Source organism: Pseudoalteromonas sp. S2893 (assembly GCF_005887105.1).
GTDB lineage: Bacteria > Pseudomonadota > Gammaproteobacteria > Enterobacterales > Alteromonadaceae > Pseudoalteromonas > Pseudoalteromonas atlantica.
Genome location: NZ_PNCY01000009.1, coordinates 113,238 through 129,761, shown reverse-complemented (window position 1 = coordinate 129,761; position 16,524 = coordinate 113,238). Strand labels below are relative to the sequence as shown.

Annotated in this window: 15 protein-coding genes; all 15 read right to left on the bottom strand. The window is 40.5% G+C overall.

The window, feature by feature from the left end:
* Positions 1 to 9: 9 nt before the first annotated feature.
* A complete protein-coding gene (locus CWC04_RS05425; RefSeq protein WP_138684830.1) occupies positions 10 to 1,611 on the bottom strand; it encodes a beta-helix domain-containing protein in 1,602 nt (533 codons plus the stop codon).
* A 300-nt stretch (positions 1,612 to 1,911) separates the two neighbouring features.
* On the bottom strand, positions 1,912 to 3,240 hold the full coding sequence (locus CWC04_RS05420; RefSeq protein ID WP_138684829.1) for a CDC27 family protein: 1,329 nt from the start codon (positions 3,238 to 3,240) through the stop codon (positions 1,912 to 1,914).
* A gap of 33 nt (positions 3,241 to 3,273) precedes the next feature.
* Positions 3,274 to 3,879, bottom strand: coding sequence for an energy transducer TonB (locus CWC04_RS05415; protein WP_029772986.1), 606 nt, complete (start codon positions 3,877 to 3,879; stop codon positions 3,274 to 3,276).
* A 12-nt stretch (positions 3,880 to 3,891) separates the two neighbouring features.
* Positions 3,892 to 4,305, bottom strand: coding sequence for an ExbD/TolR family protein (locus CWC04_RS05410; protein WP_004586342.1), 414 nt, complete (start codon positions 4,303 to 4,305; stop codon positions 3,892 to 3,894).
* A gap of 51 nt (positions 4,306 to 4,356) precedes the next feature.
* Positions 4,357 to 4,884: a MotA/TolQ/ExbB proton channel family protein gene (locus CWC04_RS05405; protein ID WP_029772985.1), complete on the bottom strand. Its 528-nt coding sequence runs from the start codon at positions 4,882 to 4,884 to the stop codon at positions 4,357 to 4,359.
* 3 nt (positions 4,885 to 4,887) lie between these two features.
* A complete protein-coding gene (locus CWC04_RS05400; protein ID WP_138684828.1) occupies positions 4,888 to 6,255 on the bottom strand; it encodes a MotA/TolQ/ExbB proton channel family protein in 1,368 nt (455 codons plus the stop codon).
* 10 nt (positions 6,256 to 6,265) lie between these two features.
* Positions 6,266 to 7,018, bottom strand: a complete 753-nt coding sequence (locus CWC04_RS05395; protein WP_004586345.1) for a DUF3450 domain-containing protein — start codon at positions 7,016 to 7,018, stop codon at positions 6,266 to 6,268.
* Between the two features lie 232 nt (positions 7,019 to 7,250).
* Positions 7,251 to 7,865, bottom strand: a complete 615-nt coding sequence (locus CWC04_RS05390; protein WP_138684827.1) for a DsbA family protein — start codon at positions 7,863 to 7,865, stop codon at positions 7,251 to 7,253.
* The gene (locus tag CWC04_RS05385) at positions 7,862 to 8,959 is read right to left on the bottom strand and encodes a GGDEF domain-containing protein (protein ID WP_138684826.1); all 1,098 of its coding nucleotides are present in this window, start codon (positions 8,957 to 8,959) and stop codon (positions 7,862 to 7,864) included. Before CWC04_RS05385 ends, CWC04_RS05390 begins: the two co-directional genes overlap by 4 nt.
* 3 nt (positions 8,960 to 8,962) lie before the next feature.
* Positions 8,963 to 10,852, bottom strand: a complete 1,890-nt coding sequence (locus tag CWC04_RS05380; RefSeq protein ID WP_138684825.1) for a methyl-accepting chemotaxis protein — start codon at positions 10,850 to 10,852, stop codon at positions 8,963 to 8,965.
* A 246-nt stretch (positions 10,853 to 11,098) separates the two neighbouring features.
* Positions 11,099 to 12,352, bottom strand: a complete 1,254-nt coding sequence (locus CWC04_RS05375) for a sugar MFS transporter (RefSeq protein ID WP_138684824.1) — start codon at positions 12,350 to 12,352, stop codon at positions 11,099 to 11,101.
* Positions 12,353 to 12,436: 84 nt separating this feature from the next.
* The gene (locus CWC04_RS05370; protein WP_126008847.1) at positions 12,437 to 13,324 is read right to left on the bottom strand and encodes a substrate-binding periplasmic protein; all 888 of its coding nucleotides are present in this window, start codon (positions 13,322 to 13,324) and stop codon (positions 12,437 to 12,439) included.
* A gap of 90 nt (positions 13,325 to 13,414) precedes the next feature.
* Positions 13,415 to 13,927: an RNA methyltransferase gene (locus CWC04_RS05365; RefSeq protein ID WP_126008849.1), complete on the bottom strand. Its 513-nt coding sequence runs from the start codon at positions 13,925 to 13,927 to the stop codon at positions 13,415 to 13,417.
* The gene (locus CWC04_RS05360) at positions 13,927 to 14,439 is read right to left on the bottom strand and encodes a YcgN family cysteine cluster protein (protein WP_024031710.1); all 513 of its coding nucleotides are present in this window, start codon (positions 14,437 to 14,439) and stop codon (positions 13,927 to 13,929) included. Before CWC04_RS05360 ends, CWC04_RS05365 begins: the two co-directional genes overlap by 1 nt.
* A gap of 95 nt (positions 14,440 to 14,534) precedes the next feature.
* A complete protein-coding gene (locus CWC04_RS05355) occupies positions 14,535 to 16,376 on the bottom strand; it encodes a DUF885 domain-containing protein (RefSeq protein ID WP_138684823.1) in 1,842 nt (613 codons plus the stop codon).
* Positions 16,377 to 16,524: the final 148 nt, after the last annotated feature.

The following is a 16,524-nucleotide window of genomic DNA, read 5'->3' as shown; positions in this document are numbered from 1 at the left end:
GTGTGCTATTTAGTCAGCATTTGCTGCTGTAACAGCCGCTTCAACCCATTTATACCAGCTAGAGTCTGTATCCTGATCCGATACCGCACCAATGTAGTTTACGCTTTCAAAAAATGAATCGCTTGTGCTTAAATCTGTTGCAGTAACCGTTACTTCTGCAGCTGCTGTGTTCGTTGCAAAACCGTTATCTGCAAGTACTGCAACATCATCAGTTAAGATTTGGTTAGCACCGTCATTTTCAAACCACGCTGTTTTTGTTTGACCTTCTAATGGGCCGCTTGCAAACGTATCTGAATCAGTAAAGTTTGCAGAACACGCCATTACAGAGCTTGTGAATGAGATTTTATCTGCTTGTGCTTCACCGTCGCCTGAGAACTCAATACATTGCGTGTTAGTTGCGTTTTGCTTAACGATAACTGTGTTGTAAATGCTTGAATTAAATTGGTCATCAAACTTGTAAGCTTGTGAAGGGTCGTCATCACGTACCGAGTTACCATCTGTAGTTACAACCGTTACATTGGCAACCGTTGGGTTAGATGGAGACACTTGCTCGGTAGAAGAACCTTTAACACCATCAGACTCAAGGCCATTGTTACCCATGTTAACTACAGTGCCGTCGTTTAGTGTCACAGTACCGTGTTGAATAAATAAGTACTGAGCTTTACCTTGCCAACCTGCGTCAAAGTCAAACGAATCATCTTGTGTATCTGTTACCGCTACGTGTTTAAGCGTTGTAGCACCACCAAAAATTTCAATACCGTCATCAAAACCTTGGTGAATGTGTAGGTAATCAAACTCAGAACCAGAGCCAACTGCATTTAGTGTTAGTGAATTCAAATCATCGCCTTCACCACCAACGCGAGGGCCTGAACCTGCGTACCAAATTTTAGCCCATTTAATATTACCGCTAGAGTCTGCATTATCGTTACCACCAAAGTAGCTTGTAATACCTTCAGAGGCTACGTTACACGTACCACCGTCACGCTCTGCATCAGTACATTGGTCAGTAATGCCGTTACCATTAATAATGATACCGCCCCAATCTGCGTAGCGTGCGCCTTCGCCTGCTGTATCAAAACGGTCAAACGCGTTTGCAGAAGTAAATACAACCGGCTTTTCTTCAGTACCTACCGCTTGAATTTTTGCACCACGTGCAATACGTACAATTGCTTCACCTGAGCCAAATGCTAAAACGGCACCTGGTTCAACAGTCATTGTTGGACCATTTGCTGGTACTTCAAAGCCATCTACAGTGCTGCCGTCTTCGCCAATTTGTAATGCATCTTCAAAAACGTGAACACCGCCATCAGGTAGCTCAGCGAAAGTAATGTTGCTTGTGATAGAAATTGTTTTGCTTGCAAACGAGTCGTTGTATAAACAATCAATGCCACTTACTACGCCTGTTACCGTACCTGCATCTGATTCGTAGCTTGCACAAACAGCTTCTTCTTCAGTTGTTGAACCAGTTGTATTGTTTGAATTATTAACACTGTTATCTGTTGACGAGCTGTTATCGTTTACAGTAGGTGTAATTTCGATATCGCCGCCACAGCCAGCTAGTGTCATTGCAGTTGCTACTAGGCTGACCTTAAATAAATCAGATAATTTCATTGTTCACTCCGTTAAAGTATTTAATTATTTTGTTAGTGCATTAAGTAAAAACTTAAGTCACTTTAAGGCACGATACTCATGCATTAAGGTGACCTGAGTTATCGGATGCAAATAAGATACTTTAGAGATATGACAAAGCAGTTACAGTTTAGTAACCATAAGATGACAATGGTAATTAATTTAAATTCAACAACTTAAATATTTTAACAACGAAAAAAACCGCCCTAAGGCGGTTTTGGTGTTGCGATTATGAAATAGGTAAACGCTTCTTTATTTGTAAAATAGCGTTAGGGTATAAAGTTAAAGTAACGCGGCTTTAAGTGTTTGCGCATGCACTTTTTCACGCTTAACATATTTAATCCACTGTTTTGCTAAACGTTGTGATTTATCATGCTTTTGGGCTTGTTCAAACGCTAAAATAGACGCATCAAAATTTTGCATATTGTACTGTGCCATACCTAGCGCAACGTAAGCGTTTGATTCAAAATCAAGTCCGCCTTTATCAAGCGCCTTACGCGCAGCATCAGCCGCTTCTTCGTATTGCTCAGTGTTAACAAACACTTCTGCTAGGCGTTGATCGTACTTACCATGCTTTGATAGGTCAGCCGCTTTTGCGAAGTAGCTAATCGATTTTTCATCTTCTTTAGCTTGAATCATGGCCTCTGCAATAAAGGCATAGTTTTGCGCTGATTTTTCTACAATGCCTTTTTCTATCGCATCACTCATTGTTTTAGCTGCTTTGTATGCCAGGCCGTTATAAAGGTAAGTTTGCGATAATTGTCTTAAGTCAGACTTGGTTTTTAAAAAGCCTTGTTGATACGCCGCTTCTATTACTGCTAGTTGCTCTTTTTCTTTACCGGTTTCTCCGTACATACCAGCTAGCTGAACCCAATACTCTGGTTTATTGTAAAGTTTGACCATGCGCTCAAGCACTGCCACTACTTTATCTGTTTGATTAAGTGAGTAATACATAGCGCGCTGTAGTACCAACCAGTTTTCTTTAGGGATTTTGCCTTCGCTGTCGCTAAGAGCAATAACTTGATTAATGTACTCAAGCCCCTTTGGGTATTCTTTTAACTGGTAATAAGTTTGCGCTCTAAGTAAGTAATACCCTTCTGTAATAGGTTTGGTATTTATTTCATCCCACTTATCTAAAAACGCGATAACTTTTTTATACTCGCCGTTGGCCATTGCAAGCTGCGCTAAGCTAAACGTGGTGCTTAAACGTAATGACTCAGGAATAGCCTCCTCGGCTACCACTTTTTCAAACGAGGCAATGGCTTTTGGTAAATCATTTTCGTTGTAATAAATAAAGCCATAAAAGTTATGCATCATCGCAATTTCGTACGAGTTCATACTTGAAGCTCGCTCTTGAATGCTATCAAGTGCTTCAAGGCCGCCTTTTACATCGCCATCATCAGCGAGCTTTTGCGCACGAGCAAGCTGGCTATAGACCTTCTCGCGCAGTGCGGGTACACGCTTTGTTTTTTGCTCTTGCTCTGCATGGGCAGTTGCTACGTTTAGCCCCGGCACAAGGCTTAGCGTACTTGGCACAACAATACTTGCACTGATCGCGGCAGTGCAAAATAATGCCAGTTTTAAATTTTTAGCTGTAGGTAGTAATTTCATAATCGCCTCGCTATTTCATCCAATTAAGATAAGTTAACCATTAATTTGGAAAGATATTTTGTTTTGAACACCCGCTACTTCAACGGCTTCACCATTTACTACGCGCGGTTTATATTTAAATTTAAGTGCGGCATCCATCGCTGCTCTATCAAACAGTGACTCAGGAACCGCTTTTACTACTTGCGGGTCACGTACAGTACCTTGCTTAGTTACTGTAAATTCAACAATTACATAGCCTTCAATACCACGCGACAAAGCACGACGCGGATACACTGGAGCTACTTTTACAATGGGTAGGTATTCACCATCACTTGTTTCAAGCGCTAAGCCACCCGCTAGGTCAACGTCGCTGCCTACATCCGCACCAAAATCAAAATTATTGCTAGCCGCGTTTGCATCATTATTTTGCATTTGCGGCGACTCCATCGGTGGTGGTGGCTCTTTTGGTGTAGGTGGCTTTTGCGGTTTACGCTCTTTCTTTTGTACCGTTTCTTCTTTTTTCAAACGTACAAAGTCTAAAACGTTTCCTTTTACTGGCTCCGACATGGCACCTTCACCACCGGTGATCAGTGCCTGCATGCCTAAAAACAGCATAAAGGTCACTACACCCGCTACTATTAATGCTACTAAATATCGCAACATGGCTAACCCTTAAGACGCATCTTGTGCAGCAATCGAAACATCAAACGCACCTGCAGCACGCGACGCATCCATTACTTTGATTAACATATCAGTGGTGGCTTTTTTATCAGCTTGAATAACCACGCTCCCTTGTGGGTTTTCTGCTTTTAAGCGTTCGATATTGGCTTGCACTGCACGTACATCGATTTGACGTTTATTAATCCAAATCTCGCCTGTATCAGAAATAGCCACTAAAATATTAGCGCGTTCTTTTTTAACCGCTGTTGCGGCTTCTGGGCGGTTTACATCAATACCGGCTTCTTTAACAAACGAGGCGGTAACGATGAAGAAAATAAGCATGATAAATACAACGTCTAACATTGGGGTCATGTTAATTTCTTCTGCTTCGTCTTCTTGTAATAGGTTTCCTAACGGGGCTCTCATTTTTATTCTCCTAGGATGAGCGACTCTATAAGCCGCTTATCAAAATGTTACTTAATGGTCTAAAACCATGCTGTCTTCAAGTAGTTCAACTTCGCGCTTGGCTCTGCGCTGTAAAAACGTAGAGGCAAATACACCCGAAAGTGCGCCAACCATACCTGCCATGGTTGGAATAGTTGCTTTAGAAACACCTGATGCCATAGAGCGCGCACTACCCGTACCGGTAATTGCCATCACATCAAATACTTCAATCATTCCCGTTACTGTGCCTAACAGCCCAAGTAGCGGACACAATGCAACCATTACATTTATCAGTGCTAAGTTGGTGTCTAAACGCATTGAAGCACGTGAAATCATCGCCTGGCGTATTTGCTCAGCATTCCAGCTATTGCGCTCTGCACGGTTTTTCCACTGCGCTTTTACGTTTTGCTTGTAACTACGAAAACCTTTGAAAAAATAAATAAATCGCTCGAGTATCAATAACCACATCGCGAAGATTAACACCCCGATGACCAAGAGGACTTGGCCACCAGTGTCGAGAAAATCACGGATAGCATTGATTGAGTCAATCAATAGCACCATGGTTTATGCTCCCTTCTCGCTTCGCTGTGCGATAATACCTGCGCTTTGCTCTTGAATAGTAAGCAAAATGTTTTTAGCGCGTGTATTAAGTAGGGTGTATAAAAATACCGTAGGAATTGCCACAACTAAGCCTAGCACCGTTGTTACCAATGCTTGCGAAATACCACCAGCCATTAGTTTAGGGTCACCTGTACCAAATAATGTGATTGCCTGGAAGGTGTTGATCATACCGGTTACTGTACCTAGTAAACCTAGCAGCGGCGCCACCACCGAGATGATTTTAATAAGCGTTAAATTACGCGTTACTTTTGGCATTTCACGTAAAATAGCTTCGCTTAATTTAAGCTCTAATGTGTCGTGGGCAACATCAGGGAACTGATCTTTAACTTTCATCACGCGGCCAAGTGGGTTGTCTTCGCGTGCTACATCATCTTTAAGTTGACGACGAATTTTACCGCCCATAATCAGTAATGAGAAAAAACGTTCAAGTGAGATAAGTAAAGCAATAACACCTACACCTAAAATAACGTAACCGACTGTGCCACCTTGGTGTACGCGCTCTTCGGTATCTGGTGCTTGCACTAATAAACCTAAAATTGAGCCACCCGTTGGGTCAAGTGCAAACTGCACAACACCATTTTTTGCATTTTGTAACTCTTCTGCAGTTGCAGTAAAACGTGCGACAGGCTGTCGATTTAACTCGCTTAAGGTATTTGTTACTGGGTTAAACTCTAGGTATTTACCGTTAGAGATTAAGTTAAAAGCACCTACACGTACCACTTCTTGTTGTGCTTTTTCACCACCTTGTACAATTACATCGGTAGTAAAGCGGCTTACTTTACCTTGCTCTGTCATTTCGCGCTGTAGCTCAAACCATACTTTTTCAATATCTTCGATAGAGGCAAGCTTTGAAGTAGAGCCCATTTTTTGTGCTAGCTCATCCATAAATGTGCTACGACCCGCAATTTCAGCTGATACCACAGAAGTAGCAAACTTATTACTAGAATCACCAGCAACTTGCTGAAGCACACCAAATAGCTCTTTTAAAGAACCCATTCGTTTAGACAGTGTATCTGTTAAGTTAGCGAGTTTAATTTCGTTTTCTTCAAACTGTGTTTCTAAGCGCTCAGACTCAGCAAGCATTTGATTGCGTTTTGCTTGTGTGTTGTTAAGCATTTGCACTTGTTCGTTTTGGCGCGCCATAAATTCTTGTTCGCGTTGCTTGTTTTGCGCGCTTTGAGCCGATTTGCCTTCTTCAAGTGTTTTTAATAGTGAGTCTAAGTCCATAGGCTCAGCTGCCACACTTGCGCCTGCAAAGCTTAGGCTTGCAGCAAAAAGGGCCTTTTTTGTCATTTGAGTAAACAGTTTCATCTTCAACCTCTTATTCTGCTGCGTGTACTGGCAGAGTTAACATATCTGGGGCAAGTTGCTTACGTGCGATACGTAAACCTTTATTGATTTGGCTAATTGTTGAGTCTGGTAAAGTAACAAACGATTTTGTTTCTTCATCCCAGCTACCAGCTTGCTTACCATCACGTGTTAAATAAATAAGCTCTAAGCGGCCAATGCGTAAAAAGTCTACTTCACGCTCTTTACCGTCTACCGTTAACAGTGAGGTGTAGGCTTCAATAGTGCGTCCGTAATCAACTTCTACTTGGTATGCTTCTAATACGCGGCGGAATTTTTCGCTTGAGTTAATATCTGCACGGTCCATCATGGCGTTTAAAGAGCTAATACGCTTAGTGCGCTCTTCTTGCAAAAATGGCACATCAAGTGCTACAAATTGCTCAAGCCCTTCAATCATGCGCAGCATTAGTGGTGTGATCTGACGCTCAATAATAGAGACCTGATCCATTGAAAGGTTAAGTGACTCCATTTCTTCAATTTGGTTATTTAACTGTTTAGTTAATTGCGCGTTATAAACAGTTAAACCATCAATTTCTTTATTAAGGGTTTTAAACTGTTGAAGACGTCCTTGCATTGAATCAGCAATCTTGTCTATTTTTGTTTGTGATTGCGCAGCTGATTTATTTATTTCACTGCTTTTATCGATAACCTTTTCTAAATCATTGGCATGTACTGCAGCACTTGCTGCTACAATACCAGCTAAGATCAATGGTTTAACGCCTTTCATCGCATACACCTTTACTCGTTAATTAGCGGATTTGCTAGTTTGTTGTTTTAGCCTAAACTGACTTGTTTTAGGCTAAAGATTTTCAATGAGTGAAATTGTATAGATGAATAATGACAGGCATGTTGCGCAAAAAAGTCTATTTTGTTACAGCTGTAACATTTGCGTCTTATATCGGAGTGTTTATATGAAAAGCGTGTATTAAAGCAGCAAATACACGCATTTTGGCTAGTTGTTAAGCTAATAAAGCGTTAATTGTGTTTAGTGTTTGCTGATGGTCGGTGTAATTTATTTTAATTGCAATGGCTTTATTATCAGTTATTAATACTAACGAAGGAAAGCCTTGTATTGGCAAACTTGCACTAAATGCTAACTCCTCATGTAATTTTTGATTCAAATCCTCAGAGCAAAGTTCCTCGGAAAACTGTTGTTTATCTAGCCCGATTTTTTCAGCTAAGGTAATTAGAGTACTTTCATCGGATGGGTTTTGGGCATGTAGATAATAAGCATGTTGAATTGCCTCTATCATTTGTGGCTCTTTATTATGCGCTCTGGCAATAATCGCCGCTCTGCAGGCTGAGTAAGTAGAGCGCCTTGGCTGACAAACCTGCCAAAAATCAAAATTAAACTGTGTGTCCAACATCGCACTAATTTTATGCCACGTGCTTTGGAGCATGGCGCGCATATTTTCAGGCATGGGTTCTTGGCTATCTGGAGCAAGCCCCCCTACTTTGTATTCTATAGTAAGCTGCGAAGATAATGCGGCTTTTAGTTTTAACCACGTCGGTTTATATCCCCAGCACCAACTGCACATAGGGTCGTGTACATATATAAGTTTAGTTTGAGTCATAGTGTTCCTGTGTGATTTGATACAACTTTGTTACGCCCTTGCTCTTTAGCTAGGTACAGGTATTCGTCTGCTTGTTTAAGTACACGGCTGTAATGATCCACATTATCAACCTGTGCCACACCTATACTACAGGTAATAAATATCCGTTTATTATCGCTGGTTAAAATAGCTTGTTTTGCGACACATTGTCTAAATTCATCGGCTAATTTTGTAGCCACTGGGGCTGTTTCTTTAGGTAAAATCACCACAAACTCTTCGCCTCCATAACGGGCTTTAACTGCGGAGTTTGGAAATTGTGAATCAAGTAATTTGGTAAATTCTATCAACACTGTATCGCCAAAGTCATGACCATAGGTATCGTTTAGTCGTTTAAAATAATCTAAATCAAGTAATAAAATAGAAAACGGCAGGTAGTTTTCGGGCGTTTTAGCAGCTAATTTTAAAAAGTGAGCGGTGATGAAACGCCTGTTCGCGCCACCCGTTAACTGATCTGTATAGGCATCTTGCGTTTGCGCAAGGGTTATATCAGCAATTGCCAGGTGACTTTTATGCCTGAAATATTCACCTATAAACGAAAAAATAAACACCAGTGTAAAAGAGGCTAAAAACCGAGACTTTTCAATACCGCCATAGTTAACTTGCCCAAAATCAGGCCCGTATAAAATAACACTGCAGCACAGTAATAAGCCTAAGCCAAGCCTGCAGCCATGCTTTACACCTAAAGAGGCAAAACACACTACAGGGTAAAACATTAGCCAATAAAGCGCAGTATTTTCTTTTCCGCCGGTATACGTAAGGGCTACACACATAATAAACACTATACACATACTTATAAGTGCAACCATTTCAAGCTTGGCTGTTTTTATAAAATAAAAAGTGCCGCTAATAAGGGTAATATTAACCGCGATTAACGACGCGGTAAGAATAGGCGAATACACCGTGTAGTTAAACACCACCAACATAGAGATAACAATAATAGCAATGGCTATCATGGTGAATAGTGAAAATGCTTGGCGCTGTTTATCCGAGCTATACACCTTATCTATGTTAATAAGGCTTAACCAACTTTGTCCTGTAACCGATTTTTTGGGCATATTTTAAACTCTAAACTTTTGAACCATTTGCTCTAAATCACTAAATTGTTGTTTAAGTTTAGTACATTCATTGAGGGTGTTTTTTAAATTTTCTTGGCTTTGTACCGATAACTCACTCATGCTTGTAATGTCTGCGTCGAGCACTTTAACAAGGTCGTTTTGCTCAACAGTGGCATTGGCAACACTATGATTAGCACTGCTAATTTGTTTTATTGACTCTATTATTTGGCCCATTAACACGCTCACACCTTCAGCGTGCTCTACGCTTTTTTCACTGTCTTGAATGCTTGTTTTCATCAGCTCTACCGCTTGGTTTGAGCCTCTTTGTAGTTGCCCTACGGTATCTTCAATCTCTTGGGTTGATTGCTGAGTACGATGTGCTAATTGGCGTACCTCATCAGCCACAACAGCAAAACCGCGCCCAGCTTCGCCTGCTCTTGCAGCTTCAATTGCCGCATTTAATGCAAGTAAGTTGGTTTGCTCGCTCACACCTTTAATTACCTCAAGCACTTGCCCAATACTAATTGTATGCGCGTTAAGGCTATTAATAGTGTGTTGCGCTTGTTCCATATTGGCTGATAACTGATGGATACTATTAACGCTGTGCAATAAGGTTTGCTGGTTTTGTGTTGAATGCTCATCTGCATTTTTAGCAATTACAGAAGCGTCACTAGCGTTATTAGCAATAGCCATAGCCGATTGCGAAAAATTATTAACCGCCATGGCCACACTATCAGTACGTTTTGTTTGGTCATGGTGCATGGCTAATGAAGAATGTGTTTGCGTCACCACGCTGGCTATTACGCTATCGAGTTGTTTAGTCGTTAATTTAACGTGTTCAATAGAGTGCTGAATTTTTTCAATAAAAATGTTAAACGAGTGACTAATTTGGCCAAACTCATCATTGTTTTCAACCTTTAAACGTTTGGTTAAATCACCTTCGCCTTTTGCAATATCTTCTAGTGCATCATTTAGGCGCGCCATAGGTTGCATTAAGTAACGCAGTAAAAATTGCATAAACACAATAATGGCCACAATTCCCACTAACATGTAAATAAGCGCGTTAATACCAAAGCGAGACACCTCTGCATAGGCTTGGTTTTTATTAATAACGACACCTAAATACCAGTCAACATTGTCTATGCCACGTATTTTAGTAAACGATATCAACTGCGGCTCACCCGCTATATCATATTGTGTAAATTCGCTATTAAGCGCGGTAGGTTGGCCAAATAATTCGGAAGTGTTTTTTAAATTAAGTTCGCTATTAGGATGGCTTAGCACTTGACCATTTTTATCTACTAAAAAAGCATACCCTAACCCTAAAAAATCAATATCGTTAATTATTTCAGTCACTGTGTGCATGTCTATATCTGCACCCGCTACGCCACTAAAGCGGCCATTGCTTTGAATAGGCACAACGGCAGATATAGTCAGCTCGTTGGTGGTTACATCAATATACGGGGTGGTAAATGCGGTATAGCTTTTATTTTCGACTAACTTATACCAAGGGCGCGAGGTGGCATCAAAATCAGAGGGCAACACAATGCTTTGGTCGTTAAGTATAAATAAACCACTTGGTTTACCTATATACGTATTTTTAAAGCCACCAGCGTATTTAGCAGTATTAAGCTGGGCAAGGGTTAACTGTTTTGGATCACTGTTTTTATGAGTTTGCGCAATCGATTTTACTATGGTGAGTTTGGCGTTAAGCCAGCTTGCAATGTTTTGAGAGGTAGATTCTGAATTTTGCTTAAGGACTAAATCGAGCTGCTGTTGCGTTTGGTTACGCATGGCGATGTAATTATTTATAGCAAATAAACCCAGTACAATAACCAGTACTATAGATGCTGCAATAGTCACTTTTGAGGTGAATTTAAGTGAGTTAAGCATGACTGCCCTTTTTTATTTTTTTGTTATTAATTATATTTTTAGCAAAAATTTAAAGGTATGTCGTCGTTAATGAGGTAGATAAGCAGGTTATGTACTTAAAATAAGAATAAAGAACCAGCTCTATTCACTATACAGTTGTAACACCACGGTTTTTTAAAAAACAAACCATTGTTTGGAACGTTCCTATAAAATGGTAATAAAAAAGCGACTGAATACGTATTCAGTCGCTCTTTCATCGGGGAGTATTTACCACTTTTTAGCTAAACGAACCACGTTCAAGCCATACCAAGCAATAAATATATAACACACTAGCGGAACAAAAAAGCTTTGCTGAATATTAACAACATCAGCAATGTAACCCTGTAATAACGGCACCAAGGCACCCCCTACTATTGCCAAACACAACCAACCAGAGCCTTTACTGGTTAATGAGCCTAAGCGCTCTATCGCTACAGAAAATATAGTCGGGAACATAATTGAGTTAAATAAACCAATGGCCAGTACCGCGTACAGGGCTACATTGCCTTGCGTAAATATAGTCACAAGTAATAAGGCAATTACCATGCAGGCATTAAATGCCAATGCTTTAGATGGCGCTATTTTTTGTAGTGCAGCAGAGCCAATAAAGCGGCCAACCATTGCTCCGCCCCAATAGTAGCTGATCAGTGCAGCAGCAGCGTGCTCTTCAAGCCCAGCTATATGTGCTTCACCAAAAAAGTTAACTAAAAAACTACCAATAGCCACTTCACCACCGACATAACAAAATATAGCAAATACGCCCATTGTTAAATGAGGTGCCTGTGTTAGTGAGCGAGTTTCATTAACCGGGTTATTTTCTTCTTTATGGCCTTCTATTTCAGGAAGCTTAATAAAGGCAAATACGATAGCAATAATCAGTAAGGCCGCTGCTAACATTAAATAAGGTACTTTTACAGACTCAGCAGAAGCAGCACTTGCCGCTAATGTACCTGCGGTACCAAAAAACAGGATACCTCCAACATACGGGCCTACTGTTGTCCCTAAGGCATTAAGTGCTTGCGCTAAATTTAGCCTAGATGAGGCGGTTTTTTCCGGCCCTAAAGCAGCTACATACGGATTTGCAGAAACCTGCAAAACAGTTACACCAGCAGCCAGTACAAATAATGCACCTAAAAACAACCAGTATTCATGCACTACTACCGCAGGGTAAAACAACATACAGCCAATTGAGGCAACCACTAGGCCGGTTAGTATGCCTTTTTTATAACCTAATTGTTTAACCAAAATTCCAGCTGGAATAGAGACAATAAAATAGGCGCCAAAAAAGCAAAACTGTACGAGCATTGCTTCAAAGTAAGTTAGGTCAAAAACGCCTTTCAGACGAGGTATTAGCACGTCGTTTAAAACGGTAATAAAACCCCATAAAAAAAACAGTGTGGTCATTGCAGTCAGCGGTAACAGGTAATTTTTATTTTGTTGCTCTTTGACCGCAAATGATTGATTGGTATTTATTTCACTCACGTCATTTTCACTCCATTAACAAGTTGAAAATGATTTTACACGTTTGCGACACATTATAAGTACAAAAAAATTGGAACGTTACAATTAATCGCATTCATTTAATAAGGCCTGTTTCATCCTTTGGGTTTCGCCGCTATTTTTAAATTTGTATAAAGCAGTATTAATATCTTCTAATACAGTGAGCCAGTTTGGTGTTTTTTTACTAATCGCAAAATATAAAGGGTTATATTGAATTGCCTTGCTTTCTGGTTCGATAGCACTAAGTAGGGTCTGTTTTTCGCTATCGGGTAAAGCTGCATATTTTACCGAGTAAAGTAACACAGCGGGGTCGCCTATAATTAAATCTACACGTCCTGCAGCGAGTAATTTTACAAGTTGTAAATCGTCTACGGCATGAATAATAATAAACTCATTATTATCCATCATGGCATCAAACTCAGGGGTATTTTGATACCCTCTTACAACACCAATACGCGAGCCTTTAAGCGACTTTAAATTGCCATTAAACCTGTCGGGCTCGCCTTTGCGTTTTAAAAAACCTATGTTACCGCCTTCAAACGAATTAGAAAGCCCTAAAAGCTTACGGCGTGTTTTACCTTCTATGTAATCAGATGGCGCTGTATCTTCAATATAATACTCTGGCATTAAAACATCGGCTTTACCGAGCTCTACAGAACGAACAGCTCTCGCCCAAGGAACAAACTCTATATAAGCACTATAACCAGCGCTATGTAGAATCGCCGTACTAAATTGATATACCCAGCCTTTGTTACACAGCTTATTACCTATGTAAGGCGGCCAGTCTAATGTAACCACATGAATTGTTTGATTGCTGTTTGGCGCGCTAAATAGGTAACCCGATTTATAGCGCTCACCTATTACAGTGTGACGAGTATCATCTTGCATGTAGGTCACAGGAACCTCAGCAAAACAATAAGATGAAAAGAGTATGAGGATTAAAAATAAACGCATAATTAAATTTCATTTACAATATGTTCCTAAAGTGTAGAACTTAGTACATAAAGTAAAAGAAATTTTAATTAAAATTACAGCAGTGGGTGCTTAAGCTTTTACCCACTTCATTTTATTATTGGTATCGCGAGAATTAATAATAGTTGAGTCGCTGCTCTCTACCCCACCAAGTTTGGCTAAACGGTCGTAAAGTACCACATTGCAGGTGGCCGCAAGGTTCATACAACCAATTGTAGGTACGTAAACCACTTCATCGCACCATTTTAAAACCTCTTTTGGTACTGAGCCGTCTTCCGGCCCAAATACATAAAATGCGTTTTCAGGGTGTTTAAAATCAGGTAACGCCGTGGCGCCTTCAATCAGCTCAATAACCACAACCTTTGCGCCTTCAGGTTTTACACTGAGTAGGTTATCAGTGCCGGTAAGTGCAATACGCTCAACAACATTTTTAGTATCGGTATGAAACTTTTTAGCATTTAAGTAGCGACTACCGGTAAAGAATACTTGTTTAGCGTCATAACAACCCGCGGCACGTAAAACGCCGCCAACATTTGTCGGGCTTTTAGGATTAATTAAACCTATTACAGCCTTAAACTCGCTCATCAGTCGCAATCCTTTGTTGGCCACTCAGCAATGTATAAATCAAAGTCATCGAGCTTTACGTCACAGTCTTTTACGGTTTTATCTTTAACAGAAATACCAAGTGCATGCATTTGGGTTTTGTCACCCTGATTTAATAGCGGATGCCAAGAGGCTAAACCTCGCCCCTCGTGAAGACGGCGATAACTACAGCTTTGCGGCATAAAAAAGATATCTTTAAGGTTGGCTTTGGTCAGTTTAACGCAAGAAGGGACAAGCGTTTGGCGGTTTTCGTATTCGCTACAACCACAGGTATTGTTATCAAGGTATTGGCAAACAATGTTGGTGAAAATAAGCTCTTCGCCTTCACGTAGTTGATCGGTGGCGGTAAATTCATCTTCATCTTCACTATCAATAAAGGTATTTAAACAGCATTTTCCGCAACCATCACAAATCGCTTCCCATTCGTTTTGGTTCATATCGGCTAAGCTTTTTTTAAGCCAAAACTGTGTATTTGCTAACTCTTGATCAAACATAATTTACTCGCGCCCCTAAAGAGCGCGCATTCTAACGTATTGCTACAGCGTGCGCAAAGCCCGTGCCTTTATTTGTACGGGCTTTGTGCATTTTGCTATTTACTGGCAGCAACCCAACGTTTAATTTTTTCCTCTAAAATAGGCATCGGCAAGGCGCCATCAATCAATATTTGCGTATGAAACGCTTTAATATCAAACTTATCACCTAACTCTTTTTTAGAGTAGTCACGTAATTGTTGAATTTTAAATTGGCCCAATTTGTACGAAAGTGCTTGACCAGGCCATGCAATATAACGCTCAACTTCTGCTATCACATCGCTTTTAGCCATTGACGAATTTGCCAGCATGTAATCGATACCTTGCTGTCGAGTCCAGCCTTTTGCATGAAAGCCTGTATCAAGCACTAAACGCATTGCTCTAAGTTGCTCATCGGCCAAACGCCCGTACCACATATAAGGGTCTGTAAATAAGCCCAACTCTTTTCCTAAGCTTTCTGCGTACAACGCCCAGCCCTCTGCAAATACCGTGTAGCCGCCAAATTTTCTAAAATCTGGAAGGCCATCTATTTCTTGCTGTAAAGCAATTTGAAAGTGATGGCCTGGCGCGGCTTCGTGTATAGAGAGTGTTTCTAATAAAAATTTTGGCTGCGCTTTAAGGTTATAAGTATTGATGTAAAAAATACCTGGTCGAGAGCCATCAGGTGCAGGCGCTGCATAAGATGCACCCGCTGCAGATTGGGCTCGGTAAGGTTCAACCGCTTTTACAACATAAGGGGCTTTAGGCGCAACATCGAACAGTAAAGGGACGCGCGCATCTATTTTTTGTTTTATATCTTCATACGCTGCAATTAATGCCTCTGGCGTATCGTAATAAAATTGGTCCGAATCACGTAAGTGCTGAAAAAATTCATCCAAAGTGCCGTTAAAACCTACCTCGTGTTTTACTTTTTTCATCTGACTTAAAATACGCGAAACTTCACTTAAACCAATCTCATGTATTTCATCTGCAGAAAGGCTCAACGTGGTATTTTTTTTAATTTGATATTCATACCAAGCTTTACCATTAGGCAAGTCGCTATAGCCTACCGTTTCTCGGCTTTGAGGAATGTATTGATTGGCTAAAAAGTCGCTCATACTTTTATATGCAGGCACTAATTGCTGCATAATAAGTGCTTTATATTGAGCCGTTATTTGCTGCTTTTGCTGTGCGGTAAATGAGGCTGGTAAGTTTTTAATTGGCCCCCAAAATAACGAATCCTCAGCATTTTTAACCACATGCGCGGCAAATTGTGGCTGAAGCTTTTTAGCTAATGGTTTTGGTAAGGTAATGCCCGCTTTAATCCCCTTCGCCATCGCGCGCTCTACACTGCTGAGCCAGGAAATAAAGCCTTCGCTTCGTTTTATAAAATTATTGTAATCTTCTACGGTATTAAATGGCTGCGCACTTTGCCCCGAGCCAAAACCTGCAAAGGTATTATGCGCTCCCGCCATTTGGTTAATAGGCAGCATATAGCTTGGAAATTGCATTCCCTCTAAATTAAGTGCTAGGTCTCTTTGTAATATTTCATAGCTGAGTAACGCTTGCCCTGTTAACTGCGCCTTATCAATAAGTGTTAAACGTTGTTGATACTTTTTGTAAAACGCGGCTTTTTTTGCCCTATTCTTTTGGGTAATAGCGGGGGTAAACTTATCATTAAATTCACTGCGCCCACTATAAGTTGCATTAATAGGTTTAAAGCTGAGTAACTCGTTGTAGTACTGTGCTACAAGTACATCTAATTGCTGCTCATAAGAGAGCTCTGAAACAATAGCCGCAGGTGCGTTTGACGTGTTTAGCTGTGCACTATTGCCAGTGTTATTACTGGTTTGTGTGTTCATACAGCCACTTAAAGCAAACATAACGCCACTGGCAACTAAGGCTAATTTAATTGATTTCATGGTAATCCTTTTTAGTATCGTCAGCCGATTATGCGCATTTAACCTGCGTTAATAAAGAAATTACGATAAGTGGCGATTAACCTATTATATTTACACTTTTATATTAGGTTGTTACATTTCAATTAATTAAACCGCCACCAGAAGAAAA